Source organism: Yersinia sp. SCPM-O-B-9106 (C-191) (assembly GCF_026183365.1).
In the GTDB taxonomy this organism is placed as follows: Bacteria; Pseudomonadota; Gammaproteobacteria; order Enterobacterales; family Enterobacteriaceae; genus Yersinia; species Yersinia rochesterensis.
In genome coordinates this window covers 225,212-244,099 of record NZ_CP110791.1, presented here as the reverse complement: position 1 = coordinate 244,099, position 18,888 = coordinate 225,212, and the positions used below count along the sequence as shown (strand labels likewise).

Sequence of the window (18,888 nt, the reverse complement as noted above, 5' to 3'; positions counted from 1 at the left end):
ACTATGTCTAATCACGACCTGTCTCATCACGACCAATCTAATCGCGATCAACTACATCGCTATCTGTTCGCTAACCATGCGGTGCGCGGTGAGCTAGTTTCAGTTAATGAAACCTATCAGCAGGTATTAGCCAATCATGATTATCCACCCGCGGTACAAAAACTGTTGGGCGAAATGTTGGTCGCGACCAGTCTACTGACGGCTACCCTCAAGTTTGACGGTGATATTACGGTGCAATTGCAGGGCGGCGATGGCCCACTATCACTGGCAGTGATTAACGGCAATAACCAACAAGAAATGCGTGGCGTCGCCCGCTTTAAAGGCGAGATCAGTGATGAAAGCACCCTGAAAGAGATGATGGGCAACAGTGGTTATCTGGTGATCACTATCACGCCAGCACAGGGGGAACGCTATCAAGGCGTCGTGGCATTGGAAGGTGAAACCATCGCTGCCTGTCTGGAAAATTACTTTATGCAGTCTGAACAGCTCCCTACCCGCCTGTTCATCCGCACGGGTAGTGTAGAGGGTAAAGCTGCCGCAGGCGGTATGTTGCTGCAAGTTCTGCCAGCAACCGATCGCAATGAAGATGAGTTTGATCATCTGGCACAACTGACCACCACCATTAAAGCCGAGGAGTTATTCACCCTGCCGGCCAATGAGGTGCTGTATCGGTTATATCATCAGGAAGAAGTGACACTTTATGAGCCACAAAATGTCAGCTTCCGTTGTACCTGTTCCCGTGAACGTTGTGCCGATGCATTAGTGACGTTATCCGAAGATGACGTTAAAGAGATGCTCGAGCTGGACGGCAATATCGATATGAATTGCGAGTATTGCGGCACTCACTACCTGTTTGATGCGGTTGATATCGCCACATTAAAAAGCGGCAATAGTCCGTCACCAGAACAAATTCATTAATTATTGTAATGCATAGTTGGGTGCTGACTCGTGCCCAGCTATTTCTCCTGCTGTTTCATACTTGCGACAATCCGTGTCCTATCTCTCATAACCTAGCGAAAAATAGGCCATATATTGAAATATTTGAACGCTATCGCTGTTAATCAGAGATGAGTAATTACAATCGCTGGTAGAAAATTGACGATCCAGGAGTTATGACATGAGTGTTAAAGGAATTACCCCGCAGGAGCTCGCCGCCTATGGCATCCATAACGTCAGCGAGATTGTTTACAACCCAAGCTATGATTTACTGTTCCAGGAAGAGACCAAACCCACACTCGAAGGATACGAGCGCGGAACCCTCACCACCACAGGAGCAATTGCGGTAGACACCGGTATCTTTACTGGCCGTTCACCCAAAGATAAATATATTGTCCGAGATGCCATCACGCAGGATACCGTGTGGTGGGCTGATCAAGGCAAAGGCAAGAATGATAACAAACCGCTGAGCCAAGAAACCTGGGCCCACCTGAAAGGGTTGGTAACCAATCAGTTGTCTGGCAAGCGCCTGTTTGTTGTTGATACATTCTGCGGTGCCAATGCCGATACCCGTCTGCAAGTTCGCTTTGTCACTGAAGTGGCCTGGCAAGCGCATTTCGTCAAAAACATGTTTATCCGCCCAATAGATGAAGAACTGGCCCATTTCGAACCTGATTTTATCGTCATGAATGGCGCTAAATGCACTAACCCGAACTGGAAAGAGCAAGGTCTGAATTCAGAGAACTTTGTCGCCTTTAACCTGACAGAACGTATGCAGCTGATTGGCGGCACATGGTATGGCGGTGAAATGAAGAAAGGTATGTTCTCAATGATGAACTACCTGCTACCACTGAAAGGCATTGCTTCCATGCACTGCTCGGCTAACGTCGGCGAAAAAGGCGATGTTGCTATCTTCTTCGGCTTGTCCGGTACCGGTAAAACCACCCTGTCCACTGACCCGAAACGCAAGTTGATCGGCGATGACGAACATGGCTGGGATGATGACGGCGTATTTAACTTTGAAGGTGGCTGCTACGCCAAAACCATCAAATTATCCGAAGAAGCAGAACCCGATATTTATCATGCAATTAAGCGCGATGCTTTGCTGGAAAACGTAGTCGTACTGCCAGATGGTACTGTTGATTTCAATGACGGTTCCAAAACTGAAAACACCCGTGTTTCTTACCCTATCTACCACATTGAAAATATCGTCAAGCCAGTATCTAAAGCGGGCCATGCCACTAAAGTTATTTTCCTGACGGCTGATGCTTTTGGCGTATTACCGCCGGTATCTCGCCTGACGGCAAATCAAACCCAGTATCACTTCCTGTCTGGCTTTACCGCCAAACTGGCCGGTACTGAGCGCGGTGTCACTGAGCCGACGCCAACCTTCTCTGCGTGTTTTGGTGCCGCATTCTTGTCACTGCATCCAACACAATATGCAGAAGTGCTGGTGAAACGTATGCAAGCGGTGGGCGCACAAGCTTATCTGGTCAACACTGGCTGGAATGGCACGGGCAAACGTATTTCCATCAAAGATACCCGAGCTATCATTGACGCCATTCTGAATGGTGAAATTGATAAGGCTGAAACCTTTACTTTACCTATCTTTGATCTGGCGGTGCCGATGGCATTACCGGGCGTAGACCCTGCCATCCTCGACCCTCGCGATACTTACGCCGATGTCGCGCAGTGGCAAGAGAAAGCCGAAGACTTAGCGAAGCGCTTTACCACTAACTTCGATAAGTATACGGATACCCCTGCCGGGGCCGCGCTAGTCAGCGCAGGGCCAAAGATCTGATTTAGATTTGGTTTTGTAAGATGACAAAAGGGGCACATTGGTGCCCCTTTTTGTTTTTCGCACATCAACAATGGATTAGATCTGGTTTGGTGGTTTAGTGATCAGGTTGGGTTGTGGTTGTTCGGTGATCGGGTTCGGTTGTGGTTGTTCGGTGATCAGGTTCGGTTGTTAAAGCAACTGAGTTTACTTAGTCTCCGATGAACCAACCGCCAAGGGGGTTACAAGCGCGTCACCCCCTTGGAACCCCTGCGCTTACGCACGTATCGCTTGTCCACTTCGTGGATTCCCTCACTCATCATTACGCTAACGGACCGCCGTGATTCGCTCATGCTCAAGCACGGCTCGCTCGGCTTCCCTGCCTCGCGTCCTACCTTCACTCTTCATTCGGCAGCTCAAATGTGCTTTAAAAATCAAAAGAGAAAATCAAAATCTTAGAGATAAGGTTTTGAATTGGCTTTTGATCTTGAGCGCAATCAGGGATATTACCGACAAAGACGATGGCCCGAGTGAGCCGCCATGGACGGCGGCGAAAAGCGCGCTGGAGCAGGACGCGACTCGCGCTGGCTCGATAAGGCCAACGGCTACCGGAGGGGACTGCGAATAGCAGTAATATTTCGCGCAAGCCGCAGGTGCAGGAGGGCCGGCTTGCCCTCCTGCTCGGTTGAGGCTACGGAGAGTAAGTTGAGCACTTAACTCATATCAACCGAAACATGCTCCGATACACCCACAACCAAAAAAATAAAACTCATACTACTGCTGGTGGCTTAGCCTTCACATCCAACGGCAACGGGATATAAGCCCGAATCCGTAATCCGCCCCGCTCACTGGTGCCGATATCCAACGAACCGGCGTGCGCATCAATAATCCGCTGCACAATGGCCAGCCCTAATCCGGTGCCGCTGGTGCTGCGTGCGCTATCACCACGGACAAAAGGCTGGAATAAATGCTTTAAATCTTCGGGCTTGATACCGGGGCCATCATCTTCCACCTGGAACCAGGCGCGTTGAAGTTCAGTGCCGCTACTCACTTTTATCCAACCATTACCGTAACGGGCGGCGTTCACCACCATATTTGCCAAAGCGCGTTTAATGGATAACGGATGAATATCCACCATGACCTCGCCTTGGCATAAATCTGTTTCAATTACCCGCTCATAGCCGCTTTCAGCCGCAATCACTTCACCCAACACCGCATTAAGATCACTCGATTCGGTCGGCATCTCCTGCCCAGTGCGCAGATAATCGATAAATTGCTCAATAATGGCATTGCACTCTTCAATGTCTTTATTGATCGACTCAGAGAGATAACCGTCGGCTTCACTCATCATTTCCGTCGCCAAACGAATCCGGGTCAATGGTGTGCGTAAGTCATGGCTGACCCCGGCCATTAGCAAAGTGCGGTCATCAGCCAGCAGCTTCACGCCAGCCGCCATTTGGTTAAATGCCCGGGTCACAGAACGCACTTCTGAAGCGCCATATTCCCGTAAAGGCGGCGGAATAATACCCTTACCGACCTGCAAAGCCGCGTGTTCCAGCTCGACCAAGGGACGATTCTGAATACGGATAAACAGCCAAGCCCCGCCGACCGCCAACAGCATGATGGCCAAGGTATAGCGGAACAGTGGCGAAAAATCGCCTTGATGGATCTCGGTTAATGGCACCCTCACCCAGATATCCGGCGACAACCATGTTTTTAGCCAGACAACCGGGGAGTTTTTATTCACCTCAACCCGCACATCGGTTGGCCCACCTAATTGCTGGGCCATTTGATCACTAAGAAATTTGTAATGCTGTGCCCAACGCAGGCCACTTTCCTCTGCCGCGGCATTGGTATAAAGCGAAATCCCCAATTCACGGTAAATCTCACGCCGAAACGCCGGCGGGACTTCAAGTAGCGTGCCATCTTCCAGTTGCAGTCGATCAGTCATCAGCATACGAACTTCATAGGCCAACACTTTATTAAACTGCTGCAAACTGGGCAAAATGGCGAAATTCAGCACCACCAAATACGTCGTGACCAAACTGACAAACAACAAGGTCACAATCAGTAATAAGGTTCGGGCGAATGAGCTACGCGGAGAAAAGCGCCATCGCCTCATGCTTTACTGCCGTCCGGCACGAATACATAGCCCAAACCCCATACGGTTTGGATATAGCGTGGATGCGCTGGATCTTCTTCTACCATGCGGCGCAGACGTGAAATCTGTACGTCGATAGAGCGCTCCATTGCGCTGTATTCACGGCCACGCGCCAGGTTCATCAATTTATCGCGAGATAATGGCTCACGCGGGTGACTGACCAAGGCTTTCAGCACCGCAAACTCGCCGCTAGTCAATGGCATAGGCTCATCTTCACGGAACATCTCGCGAGTCCCGAGGTTCAGTTTGAACTTACCAAAGGCAATAATCGCTTCTTCTTGTGAAGGCGCGCCCGGTAATTCGTTAGCCTGACGACGCAATACCGCACGGATGCGGGCCAGCAATTCGCGGGGATTGAATGGCTTCGGAATATAGTCATCCGCACCAATCTCCAGCCCAACGATACGGTCAACTTCTTCACCTTTCGCCGTCACCATAATGATCGGCATTGGGTTGCTTTGACTGCGCAGACGGCGGCAAATAGACAGGCCATCCTCCCCTGGTAACATCAGGTCGAGCACCATCAGGTGGAAAGACTCACGGGTCAGCAAGCGATCCATCTGTTCAGCATTGGCAACACTGCGCACCTGGAAACCTTGCTCTGTCAGGTAACGTTCTAATAGCGCACGCAGGCGCATATCGTCATCAACGACCAGAATCTTGTGATTCTCTTGCATTTTATTACTCCCAAAGGCCGTATTGCCCGAATCTGCACATTGTTAGAAAAACTTACTCTATACCCTAAATAATTCGAGTTGCAGGAAGGCGGTAACTGAGTAAATCCCCAAGAGCTTACATAAGTAAGTGACTGGGGTGAACGAAAGAAGCCAACGCACATGCAGCTTGAAGTATGACGGGTATAACAGACAGCTATTAATGGTATATATTCTAGTCGAAATTGTTACAAAGCTTATTGTCGGGCTTAATTATCAACACTTTCGTCAAATGGGCGATAGCGAATTTCTAAAATCCAGTAGGTTGCTTCGCCATTGGGTGTTTGCACCGTCACTTCATCATCCACCTGTTTGCCTATTAAGGCACGGGCCACCGGCGAATCGATAGAAATCCATTTTTTCGCGGGATCAAACTCATCCGGCCCGACCAAACGAAAGATGCGTTGTTCTTCTAATTCATTTTCTACCCGCACCCAAGCACCAAAATAGACTTTTCCTTCCTGACGAGGGTCGGGATCGACAACTTTCAGCACTTCAAGGCGCTTGGTCAGAAAGCGCACCCGGCGGTCAATTTCCCGCAGTCGCTTCTTACCATAGATATATTCGGCATTTTCCGAACGGTCACCCATGGCGGCCGCTTCAGACACGGCTTGTGTCACTATCGGCCGCTCTTCTCGCCACAGATAATGCAGCTCCCGATCCAGCGCCTGCCAGCCCTCGCGGGTAATGTAGTTGCTTTTAGCCATTCGCTCATCCAATCAATATGGTTGGGTCTAATACCACGCAATATAACGTAATAACGAAACTTTCTGCCAATAAGTTTATTTCCTCATTATCCAATGGGTTGCCCCCCACTCTCGCGTTGCGGCTTGTTCACAAGATATCTGTAGTTTCTCTCATTTGGAACTGGATATGTTGACTTTTTAACCAGTGAGTTTTAGAACAAGAAGTGGGTGGTCGACCACTTATCAGTATTTATTAACTGAATGTTGTATATGAATTTATTTACATAATGGAGGGTATAAAAATGGAAATAATTATTCTAGAAACCAAATTACCGGCACAAAACGTACCTCGGCCAGCCGCCGATCAATAACAACCGAAACCTCCCTGGAACATTAGGGAGGTTAGTTTATGTCTCAGTTCATATAACGTTACACAATGGAGCGAACACGTATGGAAGGTTCTAAGCCCTTACTGTTACCTCATATCACGCTATCAACCAATACAGCCTTACGAGCAGGGGTCTTGCTGACCATTGCCGATCTTGCTGAATGGGAACGTTTTAATCGCCTACTTGGGTGCTGTAATGGCAAACACACTACGGAACAAATCGCCACAATTCTTTCTCTTGATATCAATAAGTTGAATAACACTCTCGCTTCTCTGGAGGACGCTGGCTTTATCTGGTGTTTACCGGATTACCACGCCATTCCAACATCTTTATTTCTACAGGAATTTAACCGTTGGCTCCCTATATGGGTTCACCAAATGTACGACCAGCCGATGATATGGCAAGGTCTGTATGATGGTCATGAACCCGCATCGATAATGATTGGTTGGGCGCAGGAAAATATGCATTACACCCGCAGCGTAATGTCACATATGCCCCTCGCCGTCCAGTACGCGAGCACGGAAAGAGAACAGCAAGTCCAGTTCCGCCATCTCAGCGAAGAATGGGATCACTATCGGCTGTTTATGACCGCCTGTGAGGCCACAGCTATCAGTGCAGACTATCTAAATGAAAGCCGCCCACTGGCAAGCACATTAAATATCACTCTATTTATGCGCAGCGTCGCCCCTCTAGGGACACTGGTATACAACGCTTGCGAGGCGTTACTGGAAGCCACCACGGATAATGACCAAACAGTAGTGGATTTTTACCAAACCGTCGGCCAACGACACGATTTGCCTCAGGCATTCACTGATGAACTTATTCGCCACTTGATGGTTGATAAAGAATTTGGCCATATCGATATCTTTGAACAGCTGCTGGAGAACCATCCAATGCTACCAGCAGCAACCGTAGCCGCTATTTTTTCAAGCTGCCATCGGCTGGCAGATTGGTTTGAGGTGTGGAATGACAATATTTATCATCATTACCGCCTATCAGACCCTCCCTATTTAACTAACCGTCCGCCACAACCCCCCTATCATCAGCTTCAGTCGTCAGGAGTTGGCGGCTAATATTCATTATTTGAGGTCTATTTTATGGATAACACTGTCATCGCCCCAGCCATCCCCCTTGTATCACTGCATGATTTATCTATTGCCAGAGAACTTTGGGATGTTGTTCAACCCGAAGAGATAGATGAATGTCTGACTACCACACTGCATGTATTACGCGGCTGGCTGGAGGGCGACAAGCTAAGTGAATACTATGGGCTAGCGCCACACTGCTGCAAACTGATGGTTGAAATGTGCCACTTGTTATACGGGCTGGACAAAACCCTCGCACGATGTGCAGCAGAAACTGAGGATAAACAGTTGCAGGAATTGTTTATCCGCCACGCATTCCATTCACACCACATGCATAAATACTGGGATGCTATCTGCCAGGAATTGACCCACTCCCCGATCACGGAACTTGAGCCATTAACCTCAACTTTAATGTTCCAGTTGGCGCTGGAAAATATGGCGGTGAAAGACCCACTAGCATTCTCTTATGCCATGGGGCTTTTTGGTTCCCCAGGAGATACTGACGCGCTTAACGCCATGGCGCAATTTTTCGAACGCATCTCTAGTCATCAGAAAGTAACCCAACAACTTTCTTCATGGGTCGCCGAAGCGACCAGCAACGAAATATCATTTGCCAGTATTCCCGCGACTCAGCGCTATGGTTACCCCTATAGTGGCCGTTATGGCAAAGCCTGTGCCGATATTTTGGGGCCACGTTTACAACGGGATTTAGATACCAGTTTGATTAACCTAGCCTCGTTGGGGGATCAATTTCATCTATTTTACCGGGGAATAAGCATTTTTTATGTCAATAAAAAATTGCCTTTCCCCCGCCTAAAAATGGATTGGTTACACGGCGTGTAACTCTGGCGCATAAACCGAGCAAGGATAGGAGGAAAGTATGCTATTAAAAAACTCAATCAGCATTGAGCATGTTCAGGAACACAGGCTGCGCCTGACTTCAAGGCTACAGGTTGTCGAGTTGGTTGACACCGATATCAGCACTTTTTTTACCTCCCAGCTTTCAGCCCATAGAGATCCTGAACGGGCACTGCAAGAAGCGGGTTGTTGTGAGGCATTCAGCGACGATTTTATCGAATTTCTTGACCAGAATATGATGCTTTACCCCTTTCCCCCCGATGCCGATTACATTGATGCCAGCATGGCCGCTGAAGCCATTAATAAAGAACTGAATCTTTGGGCCGACGCCCTGTATTTTGATCCATTTTGGCAAAAAATGAATAATCCAGATTCGCCTAACAATCTCAATACTCTTTACGCCTGGGCAATCGAGAATTATCACCATACCCACAGTGTTATCCAACATTTGGGCACCGTATTAGCCCACACTAATGAGTTATTACTGATTAATAAGTGCATCATTCATTTATCAGAGGAATGGGATCATCCTTATTTGTTTAAAGTCAGCGCAACACGTTTTCGACATGCTCATCAATTGCCTCAATTAGAAAAAAACTTATTGCCGCTACCCAGCACCCAGGGAATTTGCCGATTCTTGCAGATGGCGGCTAAACAGCACCCGTTCGTCTATAAAAGTTGCGTGGCCGTTCTAGAGAAAACGGCGCGGCGAGTTGAGGAGACTCGCCAGTTTTATCACCATGTGGCGGCTCAGCATGCTTTGCATGACGATGTTGTCATGCCGCTGATAGCGCATGCCGAAACCGATGAAGAGTATGACCATCTCAATTCATTAAGTTTATTCTCAGCTTGCTATGGTGCCCTGCCGATAACTATTGCCGGGGCAGCATTGAGATTCGCCTATGGTTTTACTGAAGCGCTTTATCTCTGGCAATGCCACCTGCTGGATGTTTATTTGCATCAACCATTGGGTGAAGGCCACCGTAGCCGTCGATCTGCTTAGGCCACTCATTGATGCGGTTATGGAAACGCCCTCAACCGATGCAGCCAATTGCTATCATTTTTGTTGGCTCCTCTTTGGCTTATTACGTGCTGATGACGACGTTTTCCACTTATCTCCATGAACATTTACGTTTTCCTATTACCACTGTCAGCGCCATTATGTTTGGCTACATTTTAGTTTCACGGTTATCCAAAGTCGCACTGGGGCCGTGGTTTGATCGCCTGACTTTTCGTTCCGGCCTGATTTTCGCGCTAGGCATCGCCGCCAGTGGTTTTTTATTAGCATCGTCGAATGCTCTCATGGGGGAATTCGCCCCTTGGTGTCTGTGTATCGCTGGAGTGGGTGTTTCCTCGGTTGTCTTGCTGACTCAGTCATTTATTGCCAGCCAGAAACAGCTTCGGTCTCACAATGCGGCAACCTCGGCTGATTACTCCTTTCTCTATATCTTGATGAATGGTTCGGCGTTGATTGCCCCTATCATCGGCTTTGAAATCCTACGCTATGTACCCCAAGGGCTATATTGGATTATCGGTGGCCTCTATATATTACTGCTGGTCTATTGCCTGATATACATCTCGGGGACTGAGTGCAAACCGCCCCCAGCTCCGCGCCTGACACTCGCTGACTGGCTCAAGCCCTTTAAAAATCGCAATTACTGCCGCTTCCTACTGGTCAACAGTTTATTATGGATGCTGCATGCCCAGCTTTATTCCACCATCCCTCTCTATACCCGCGAGACCTTGGATGACGAAAGTAATCTGACACTGTTCTTTATCGTGGAAGCGCTATGCGTCATGGTGTTGCAGCATTGGGTCAGTCTCTATATTAATCAGTATATTCCATCTTATTATCCTGCTGTCGCTCTGATGTTATTCTCTGTTTCTTTTTTCCTGATTTATCTTGCTCAGGATATGGTACTGATTCTATGGGCGGCGGGGGTTTTCTCCCTGGCTCTTATGGTGTACATGCCCAGCGCAGATGCAAATAATGCTGCATTTGCTGACCATGGCAGTTTCGCGACCTATTTTGGTTTGCTATCACTGTCAGCAACATTGGGTGATTCGTTAGGCAATATTTTGGGAATGAGGTTGTTGGCTTTCCTGTTACAAAGTGGAAATGTCTCACAATACTTTTTCTGGCTCGCCGGGATAACCGCAGTGCTGGCAATTTTTTACCGCAATCCGTATAACTGTTCTCTATGATTTTTTCCCTATTCCTCTATCAAAATTGATATCAGACTTATGAATGAACAACTGAGCAGCATTATTGCAAGCGAAATACAGGCGCGACCGGAGCAAGTGATTGCTGCAATACGCCTGTTGGATGAAGGTAATACCGTGCCCTTTATTTCACGGTATCGTAAGGAAGTTACCGGCGGATTGGATGATACCCAGCTGCGCCAGTTGGAAAGCCGTTTGGGTTATCTGCGCGAACTTGAAGACCGCCGCCAAACCATTCTTAAATCAATAGAAGATCAAGGCAAGCTCACCGAGCAACTCGCCGGTGCCATTAACGGCACCATGAGTAAAACCGAGTTGGAAGATTTATACCTTCCTTATAAACCCAAGCGCCGCACCCGTGGGCAGATTGCTATTGAAGCCGGTCTGGAACCCTTGGCAGACAGCTTATGGCATGACCCACAGCAAGACCCAGAACAGGTCGCGCTCGCTTTTGTCGATGCTGAAAAAGGCGTGGCGGATACCAAAGCGGCACTGGATGGCGCGCGCTATATCCTGATGGAGCGTTTTGCGGAAGATGCAACATTGCTGGCGAAAGTGCGCCAATACTTGTGGAAAAACGCCCATTTAGTATCAAAAGTAGTGGAAGGCAAAGAGCAGGAAGGCGCTAAATTCCGCGATTACTTTGATCACCACGAACCTATCGCCCAAGTCCCTTCTCACCGCGCCCTGGCGATGTTCCGTGGCCGTAATGAAGGTGTGCTGCAACTGGCGCTGAATCCCGATCCCCAGTTTGACGAGCCGCCTCGCGAGAGTCAGGGCGAACAGATTATTATCAATCACCTGGATCTGCGCCTGAATAATGCGCCGGCAGACAGCTGGCGCAAAGCGGTGGTCAACTGGACTTGGCGCATTAAGGTGCTGATGCATCTTGAAACCGAGTTGATGAGCACCTTGCGTGAACGGGCCGAAGACGAAGCTATCAATGTATTCGCCCGTAACATGCAAGATTTGCTGATGGCGGCCCCAGCAGGGATGCGCGCCACTATGGGCCTCGATCCGGGCCTGCGCACCGGGGTAAAAGTGGCGGTAGTTGATGCTACCGGCAAGCTGGTTGCCTTCGATACCATTTATCCTCATACCGGGCAGGCGGCAAAAGCCGCCGCTGTAGTGGCCGCCCTGTGCATCAAACATCAGGTTGAATTGGTAGCGATTGGTAACGGCACCGCATCACGGGAAACCGAGCGCTTCTTTACTGAGCTGCAACAGCAGTATCCGGCGGTGACGGCGCAGAAAGTCATTGTCAGTGAAGCCGGGGCGTCAGTTTATTCAGCCTCGGAGCTGGCGGCACTGGAATTCCCAGATCTGGATGTTTCCATCCGTGGCGCGGTCTCTATTGCCCGCCGCTTGCAAGACCCGTTAGCGGAACTGGTGAAAATCGACCCGAAATCCATCGGGGTCGGCCAATATCAGCATGATGTCAGCCAAAGCCAATTGGCGAAAAAACTGGATGCGGTGGTAGAAGACTGTGTAAACGCCGTGGGAGTCGATTTGAACACCGCGTCCGTGCCATTGCTGACCCGAGTCGCCGGTTTGACCCGCATGATGGCGCAAAATATTGTGAACTGGCGTGATGAGAATGGCCGCTTCCATAACCGCGAGCAATTGCTGAAAGTCAGCCGCTTAGGGCCAAAAGCCTTTGAACAGTGCGCCGGTTTCTTGCGTATCAACCACGGAAATAACCCGCTGGATGCCTCAACAGTGCATCCGGAGGCCTATCCGATTGTCGAGCGTATTTTGGCCGCCACCGAGCAAGCTTTGCAGGATTTGATGGGCAATGCCACGGCCTTGCGTAATCTCAATGCCCGCGATTTCACCACCGAGAAATTTGGTGTGCCGACGGTCACCGATATCTTACGCGAGCTAGAAAAACCGGGCCGAGATCCCCGCCCTGAGTTTAAAACGGCGACCTTTGCCGAGGGCGTGGAAACACTGAATGACCTGACGCCGGGTATGATCCTCGAAGGCTCAGTGACTAACGTGACTAACTTTGGTGCGTTTGTCGATATCGGCGTTCATCAGGATGGTCTGGTGCATATTTCCTCACTGGCAGATAAATTTGTCGATGACCCGCATAAGGTGGTGAAAGCCGGCGATATCGTCAAAGTTAAAGTCATGGAAGTGGATTTGCAGCGCAAACGTATTGCTCTGACGATGCGCCTTGATGAGCAACCGGGTGAAAGCGGTTCACGCCGGGGTAATGGCGGTGAAAACCGTGCCAATGCCAATAATTCCAGTAATAACAGCCGACCACGGAATAATAATGAATCCAATAGCCGCCCAGCAGCCAAAGGGCGCGCAGACAGCAATTCTGGCAGCAACAACAGCGCCATGAGTGACGCGTTGGCTGCGGCGTTTAAAAAGCGCTGATATCGGAGCTGAGGGCCACATTTGTGACCCTCAGCTTGCTTTATTCACTTTCTGCATGGCATTTGTCAGTTAAAACTCATCCCTAACGGGTTATTGACCCTCTACGCTCATATTTTTTTCTTCTATAAGATTGCTGGGTTATCTTCTAAATTAATTAGCACGCAATTCTTTTATCCAGTGTTAAATCGAGTATCACCCTGGCTGATTTAACATCATAGTTAACATGCGGTTTAATTTGGTCCGCTATGGCTGTTAATTTATAAATAATTACCATAGCATTCTAATAGTTAATTAGAATGCGAATGTTATTTGATTCAAATCATAGTGAAATGATTATGTTAATAATCGGTATTTATCATTATGGATAACGGTTTATAGAAACATTCAGTTAACTGATTTAACTCATTGTTCGCATTTGCGATTGTGCTAATTTGATGGTAAAACAAGCGCAAATAAAAATCAGACTCATTAATTATAAAAATGAGATCGTAATGAATATTTACTTTTGAGTATTTAGCCTGAGTTGAATATGAAAACGATTCTTACTATTATTACTTTAATTATTACGTCTTACAGACTCTAAATAATTTGAGTTGCAGGAAGGTAGCCAATGCACATGCAGCTTGAAGTATGGCGAGTAGGGTGGAATCACTCTGAATACTGGTACATCAATAACGATAATTAATTACCTACATTTCAAGAGGCTCTTATGCATTTGATCCCACAACGTTCCTACAAAATTGTTGGTTTCTCACCTGAAATTAGCCCCGCTTACCGGCAGAAATTGTTGTCTCTGGGTATGCTACCCGGCTCTTCATTTAATGTTGTTCGCCTTGCGCCCTTAGGTGACCCTATTCAGATAGAAACTCGTCGGGTCAGTCTGGTGCTCCGTAAAAAAGACTTAGATTTGCTGACACTCGACCTGCAACCCTAAGATTTCAGGTCAATTCTTTATTTTTCAGGTCAACTTCTTGTTTTTCAGGTCAACTTCTTATTCTGGTTGCGGGGTGATGCAAGATAATCGCCTTGCGCAAGCTGACTTTCATTTATTGATTATCACGTTGGATTATGAAAACACTCACCATTGGCCTAATTGGCAACCCCAATGCGGGTAAAACTACCCTTTTCAACCAGTTAACTGGCGCTCGCCAGCGAGTTGGTAACTGGGCCGGGGTCACTGTCGAGCGCAAAGAGGGCCACTTCAACACCGCGCAACACCAAGTGACTTTGGTTGATCTGCCGGGAACCTACTCACTAACGACCATTTCAGAGCAAACCTCGCTGGATGAGCAAATTGCCTGCCACTATATTTTGAGCGGCGAAGCGGACCTGCTGATTAACGTGGTGGATGCCGCCAATCTGGAGCGCAATCTCTACCTGACACTGCAACTGCTGGAGCTAGGCATCCCCTGTATCGTGGCTCTGAATATGCTGGATATCGCCAAAAGCCAGCACATTGATATTGATATTGAAGCCCTTTCTCAGCAATTGGGCTGCCCAGTTATCACGCTGATCTCGACTCGAGGGCGCGGTATCAATGAATTAAAAACGAGCATTGATGAGTTTCAGCCCGTCACTTTTAAAGCTTTGATTAACTACCCGCCGGTGCTACTGCATGAAGTGGAGAAGCTGGTGCAGGAAATGCCGCCCTCCTTGCCGGTTCAACAACGTCGCTGGTTGTCCCTGCAAATCTTGGAGGGGGATATTTACAGCTTGGCGCGTGCGGGTATAACTGCGCCACGCCTTGAGCTGGCACGTGAAAACCTACGGAAAAATCAGCACGAAGACCCAGAACTGGTGATCGCCGATGCCCGCTATCAGAGCATTGCCCGTATCTGCGATATCGTCGGCAACTCACAGCAAGCCGAACCCAACCGCCTGACACAAGCACTCGACAAAGTGATCCTGAACCGCTGGTTGGGCGTGCCTATCTTCTTGTTTGTCATGTATTTAATGTTCGTCTTGGCCATTAATATCGGCGGGGCGCTACAACCGATATTTGATATCGGCTCTGCGGCCATTTTTATTCAAGGGATACAATGGGTTGGCTATACACTGCATTTCCCGCAGTGGCTAACTATCTTCCTGGCCCAAGGGGTCGGGGGCGGGATAAACACCGTGCTGCCGCTGGTGCCACAAATTGGCATGATGTATTTGTTCCTCTCCTTTTTGGAAGATTCTGGCTATATGGCCCGTGCCGCGTTTGTTATGGACCGGCTGATGCAGGCGCTGGGGTTACCGGGTAAATCTTTTGTGCCGTTGATTGTTGGTTTTGGCTGCAATGTACCCTCGATTATGGGCGCACGCACCTTGGATGCTCAACGCGAGCGATTGATAACTATCATGATGGCGCCGTTTATGTCCTGTGGCGCGCGGCTAGCTATATTTGCAGTATTTGCCGCCGCATTCTTCGGCCAGGACGGGGCCAGTATCGTCTTTTCTCTCTATTTACTGGGGATTGCCGTCGCCATTCTCACCGGATTGGTTTTGAAATACACCATCATGCGCGGTGAAGCATCACCCTTTGTGATGGAATTGCCGGTTTATCATGTGCCGCATCTCAAAAGTCTGTTATTACAAACCTGGCAACGGTTGAAAGGATTTGTCCTGCGCGCCGGGAAAGTCATTGTTATCGCGAGTATTTTTATTGGCGGTTTGAACAGTTTTTCTTTCAGCGGCAAAGCCGTCGACAGTATTAATGACTCGGCGCTGGCTTCTGTCAGTAAAGTATTAACGCCATTACTGTCGCCAATGGGGATTCATGAGGATAACTGGCAAGCGACTGTGGGCTTAGTCACCGGGGCCATGGCCAAAGAAGTCGTGGTGGGGACATTGAATACCCTTTACACCGCCGAACAAATTAAAAATGAACCTTTTGATGCTGAAAGCTTTAATTTATGGGGTGAATTGGCCGGAGCGGTTGATACCACCTGGCAGGGGTTAAAAGATACTTTTAGCCTCAGTGTGTTATCCAACCCTATTGAAGCCAGTAAAGGTGACGGCGAAATGGCGGCCGGTTCGATGGGGATGATGAGTAGCAAGTTCGGCTCCAGTATTTCAGCCTACAGCTACCTGATTTTCGTCTTACTGTATGTGCCTTGTGTCTCCGTGATGGGGGCGATTGCGCGGGAAACCAGCCGCGGCTGGATGACTTTCTCAATACTGTGGGGGCTGAATGTTGCTTACTCACTGGCCACTTTGTTCTATCAAGCGGCCACTTTCCGGGATCACCCACAACAGAGTTTTAGCATTATCGCATTGGTTATTATTATTAATGTTTTAATCTTGTTGGGTTTGCGCCGGGCGCGCAGCCGGGTCACCGTGAGATTACAAAACAATACGCCCACCAGCAAGTGTTGCCAGCGCTCTGGCAATGACTGTCATTGATGAGGAGAAACTATGGCAAGCCTGGTGCAATTGCGCGATGCAATCGCCCTTAGCGGCAACACTGATGCCAAGCAGTTAAGCCACCAATTGGCGCTGCCTTTACCTCTGGTTGAGGCAATGCTGGAAAAGTTGACCGCAATGGGCAAGATTGAACGTATTGAGCAAGATAATAGCGGGTGCCTCAGCGGCAATTGCAAGCGTTGCCCTGAGGGAAAAAATCAATGTAACACAGTGATTTATCACTTGAAAAATTAACAGCGCGCCAAATGAGATGCCCACTTGGGCATCTCTGCTAACATTATTTATAGACTTCTGCATCGGCCGCAAACTTCCCTTTCTCGCGCTCGGCAATAATCAGGTAATACTTACCGCCTTTCTCGTCTGCCAATTTTGACAGTTCATGCTTCACGTCCATTGGCGATGTTGCTTCACCCGAAGTCGAGATTGTGCCAATTTTTTCGTAATTTTTAGCTTCTTCTTTAGTAATTTCTTTAGCCGCCATCGCGCCAAAAGAAACCCCTGTCACCACCAGAGCTACCGCCAGATTTTTCAATAAATTCATACCGAATACCTCGCAAATGAATGATTAATGCTTATAAGTATTGTACTAATGCACTAACAATTATTAATTAAATTTAATATTTAGCCATTAAATCGACGATTAAATTTTATTTAGCCGCTCTTTTCAACCGGCTCTTATCGCCAGCCATGGTGCTTCGAAAGCCCAAAAAATAGAATGTCAGCGGCTATTCTGTTGCGCGAAATCGATAATTAGTTTTGAAAATTCATCGGGATGAGAAACAAATGGCGCATGGGCACATCCTTTCATCACCACCGACTGCGTGTGCGGCCATTTGCTATCTAACAATGAGGCGACATTGCGCGGCACCAGCCCATCCAGATAACCATAAATTCGCAAAAAAGGCAGAAAGCAGCCGGCTAACGCTTCGCGCAAATCCGCCGTGCGCAGGATATCTAACCCACCGGTCAAGACACTCACTTCCGGCATTTGGTGTTGCAATACAACCGCTTTCAACAAACGGGCATCCTGGCGTGCGCTTTCCGTCCCCAAAGTTTGCAGTGCCAAAAAACGTTCAACGGTGCGCTGGAAATCCTCACTGAGTTGTTGTTGGAAACCCGCCAAAACCTCTGGGCGGATACCCGGCCACTCATCATGAGCCGCAAAACACGGGGAAGAAGCCACCGTGATAAGCCCACTGACCCGCTCGGGGTGCTGTAAAGCTATCTGGCTAGCAACCAACCCGCCCATTGACCAACCCAGCCATATAGCTTGCTTAGGGGCTTGTTGTAAGACTATTTCAGCCATTTCAGACAGTGACATCGCACCAAATTCATTGCTGCGGCCATAGCCGGGGAGATCGACTAAATGCAGGCGAAAATGCGGCGCGAGTCGGTCAATTATGCAATGCCATACTCCTGCATTCAGCCCCCATCCGTGCAGTAACACAAGATCGCGATCGCCTTCACCGCAGACGTTCCAATAAAGTTGTTTCATACGTTAGTATCCTGTCGCCTTAACCTGTATAGCAAGGAAGATATACATGCTAACAATCATCAGCCAATGTTGGCTATGCCAGCAACCGCTGTATCACCCAAAGCACGGTATTTGTTGCTACTGCCGCCGCCACTTACCCCCATTACCGCCTTGTTGCCCTTACTGCGGCTTACCTTGCAGCAATACAGCTTTGCCTTGTGGCCGGTGTCTTCAGCAACCACGGCCCTGGATGCGCATGATATTTGTCAGCGATTATATTCCCCCATTGAATGGGTTGATAAAAAAGCTAAAATTTAGCGGGGCGACCTCACTGGCACCGGTATTGGCTCGATTATTCTTACTGCGCTGGCTCGATGTTTGGCGTCACGGTAACGTCATCAAACCGGACAGAATTATCAGTGTACCGCTGCACCGCTGGCGTTGTTGGCGGCGCGGGTATAATCAAACAGATTTATTAGCGCGCCCATTGGCTCGCTGGCTGGGTTGCGACTACAGCAATACCACCTTACGCCGCATTCGAGCGACGCCCCCTCAGCAGCAATTAAAAGCCACCGCACGGCGGAAAAATATGCAGGGAATATTTCGCTGTATGGAGCCTATTCGCGGCCAACATATTGCTCTGCTGGATGATGTTGTGACAACAGGCAGTACACTGAATGAGATTGCCAAGTTACTATGGGCTCAGGAGATCGCCTCATTGCAGGTCTGGTGTCTCTGCCGAACCTTGTAGTCACCCTAACAATGGGCGTATTATAACCGACAAGAATAG

At 48.7% G+C, this 18,888-nt stretch carries 17 protein-coding genes; 12 read left to right on the top strand and 5 right to left on the bottom strand.

All coding sequences use genetic code 11. The features are described from left to right. Positions 1-3 precede the first annotated feature (3 nt). The 3 genes from hslO to OP863_RS00920 all read left to right on the top strand — a co-directional run bounded on the left by hslO (position 4) and on the right by OP863_RS00920 (position 3,341). Entirely contained in the window at positions 4-918 is a 915-nt protein-coding gene (hslO, locus tag OP863_RS00930; RefSeq protein WP_038637247.1) for an Hsp33 family molecular chaperone HslO, read from the top strand. A gap of 199 nt (positions 919-1,117) precedes the next feature. Beyond that, positions 1,118-2,737, top strand: coding sequence for a phosphoenolpyruvate carboxykinase (ATP) (gene pckA / locus OP863_RS00925; protein ID WP_265525787.1), 1,620 nt, complete (start codon positions 1,118-1,120; stop codon positions 2,735-2,737). Positions 2,738-3,200: 463 nt separating this feature from the next. After that, positions 3,201-3,341: a hypothetical protein gene (locus OP863_RS00920; RefSeq protein WP_186368317.1), complete on the top strand. Its 141-nt coding sequence runs from the start codon at positions 3,201-3,203 to the stop codon at positions 3,339-3,341. 141 nt (positions 3,342-3,482) lie between these two features. Here the strand turns inward: OP863_RS00920 and envZ are convergent, their stop codons facing one another. From envZ to greB, 3 genes are all read right to left on the bottom strand, one after another. Continuing rightward, positions 3,483-4,835 (bottom strand): two-component system sensor histidine kinase EnvZ, encoded by a 1,353-nt coding sequence (gene envZ, locus OP863_RS00915; RefSeq protein WP_145588020.1) that lies wholly within the window; start codon positions 4,833-4,835, stop codon positions 3,483-3,485. Further along, on the bottom strand, positions 4,832-5,551 hold the full coding sequence (gene ompR, locus OP863_RS00910; RefSeq protein WP_004393220.1) for a two-component system response regulator OmpR: 720 nt from the start codon (positions 5,549-5,551) through the stop codon (positions 4,832-4,834). The genes envZ and ompR overlap by 4 nt, the downstream gene beginning before the upstream one ends. A 245-nt stretch (positions 5,552-5,796) precedes the next feature. Next, entirely contained in the window at positions 5,797-6,294 is a 498-nt protein-coding gene (greB, locus tag OP863_RS00905; RefSeq protein ID WP_038637253.1) for a transcription elongation factor GreB, read from the bottom strand. 430 nt (positions 6,295-6,724) lie between these two features. Here greB and OP863_RS00900 point away from each other — a divergent pair, with 430 nt between their 5' ends. The 8 genes from OP863_RS00900 (at position 6,725) to OP863_RS00865 (ending at position 16,858) form a co-directional block, all read left to right on the top strand. Then, positions 6,725-7,735 carry a hypothetical protein gene (locus tag OP863_RS00900; RefSeq protein ID WP_038637256.1) on the top strand — a complete coding sequence of 337 codons (1,011 nt, stop codon included), beginning with the start codon at positions 6,725-6,727 and terminating at the stop codon, positions 7,733-7,735. A 24-nt stretch (positions 7,736-7,759) separates the two neighbouring features. Beyond that, positions 7,760-8,590 carry a hypothetical protein gene (locus OP863_RS00895; protein ID WP_050291833.1) on the top strand — a complete coding sequence of 277 codons (831 nt, stop codon included), beginning with the start codon at positions 7,760-7,762 and terminating at the stop codon, positions 8,588-8,590. Positions 8,591-8,627: 37 nt separating this feature from the next. After that, positions 8,628-9,608, top strand: a complete 981-nt coding sequence (locus tag OP863_RS00890) for a hypothetical protein (RefSeq protein WP_145591570.1) — start codon at positions 8,628-8,630, stop codon at positions 9,606-9,608. Positions 9,609-9,619: 11 nt separating this feature from the next. Beyond that, positions 9,620-10,810, top strand: a complete 1,191-nt coding sequence (locus tag OP863_RS00885) for an MFS transporter (RefSeq protein ID WP_235895411.1) — start codon at positions 9,620-9,622, stop codon at positions 10,808-10,810. 39 nt (positions 10,811-10,849) lie between these two features. Continuing rightward, positions 10,850-13,216, top strand: a complete 2,367-nt coding sequence (locus OP863_RS00880; RefSeq protein ID WP_265525786.1) for a Tex family protein — start codon at positions 10,850-10,852, stop codon at positions 13,214-13,216. Between the two features lie 709 nt (positions 13,217-13,925). Beyond that, positions 13,926-14,150, top strand: coding sequence for a ferrous iron transporter A (gene feoA, locus OP863_RS00875; RefSeq protein ID WP_005186094.1), 225 nt, complete (start codon positions 13,926-13,928; stop codon positions 14,148-14,150). Positions 14,151-14,284: 134 nt separating this feature from the next. Continuing rightward, entirely contained in the window at positions 14,285-16,603 is a 2,319-nt protein-coding gene (gene feoB, locus OP863_RS00870; RefSeq protein ID WP_265525785.1) for a Fe(2+) transporter permease subunit FeoB, read from the top strand. A 12-nt stretch (positions 16,604-16,615) separates the two neighbouring features. After that, a complete protein-coding gene (locus OP863_RS00865; RefSeq protein WP_038637278.1) occupies positions 16,616-16,858 on the top strand; it encodes a FeoC-like transcriptional regulator in 243 nt (80 codons plus the stop codon). Between the two features lie 43 nt (positions 16,859-16,901). Here the strand turns inward: OP863_RS00865 and OP863_RS00860 are convergent, their stop codons facing one another. Together OP863_RS00860 and bioH are read right to left on the bottom strand one after the other, a co-directional pair. Then, positions 16,902-17,165 (bottom strand): YdgH/BhsA/McbA-like domain containing protein, encoded by a 264-nt coding sequence (locus OP863_RS00860; protein ID WP_038637281.1) that lies wholly within the window; start codon positions 17,163-17,165, stop codon positions 16,902-16,904. 177 nt (positions 17,166-17,342) lie between these two features. Then, positions 17,343-18,119: a pimeloyl-ACP methyl ester esterase BioH gene (gene bioH / locus OP863_RS00855; protein WP_145591567.1), complete on the bottom strand. Its 777-nt coding sequence runs from the start codon at positions 18,117-18,119 to the stop codon at positions 17,343-17,345. Between the two features lie 46 nt (positions 18,120-18,165). Between bioH and gntX the strand changes: the two genes are divergently transcribed. Beyond that, positions 18,166-18,849 carry a DNA utilization protein GntX gene (gene gntX / locus OP863_RS00850; RefSeq protein WP_038637286.1) on the top strand — a complete coding sequence of 228 codons (684 nt, stop codon included), beginning with the start codon at positions 18,166-18,168 and terminating at the stop codon, positions 18,847-18,849. Positions 18,850-18,888: the final 39 nt, after the last annotated feature.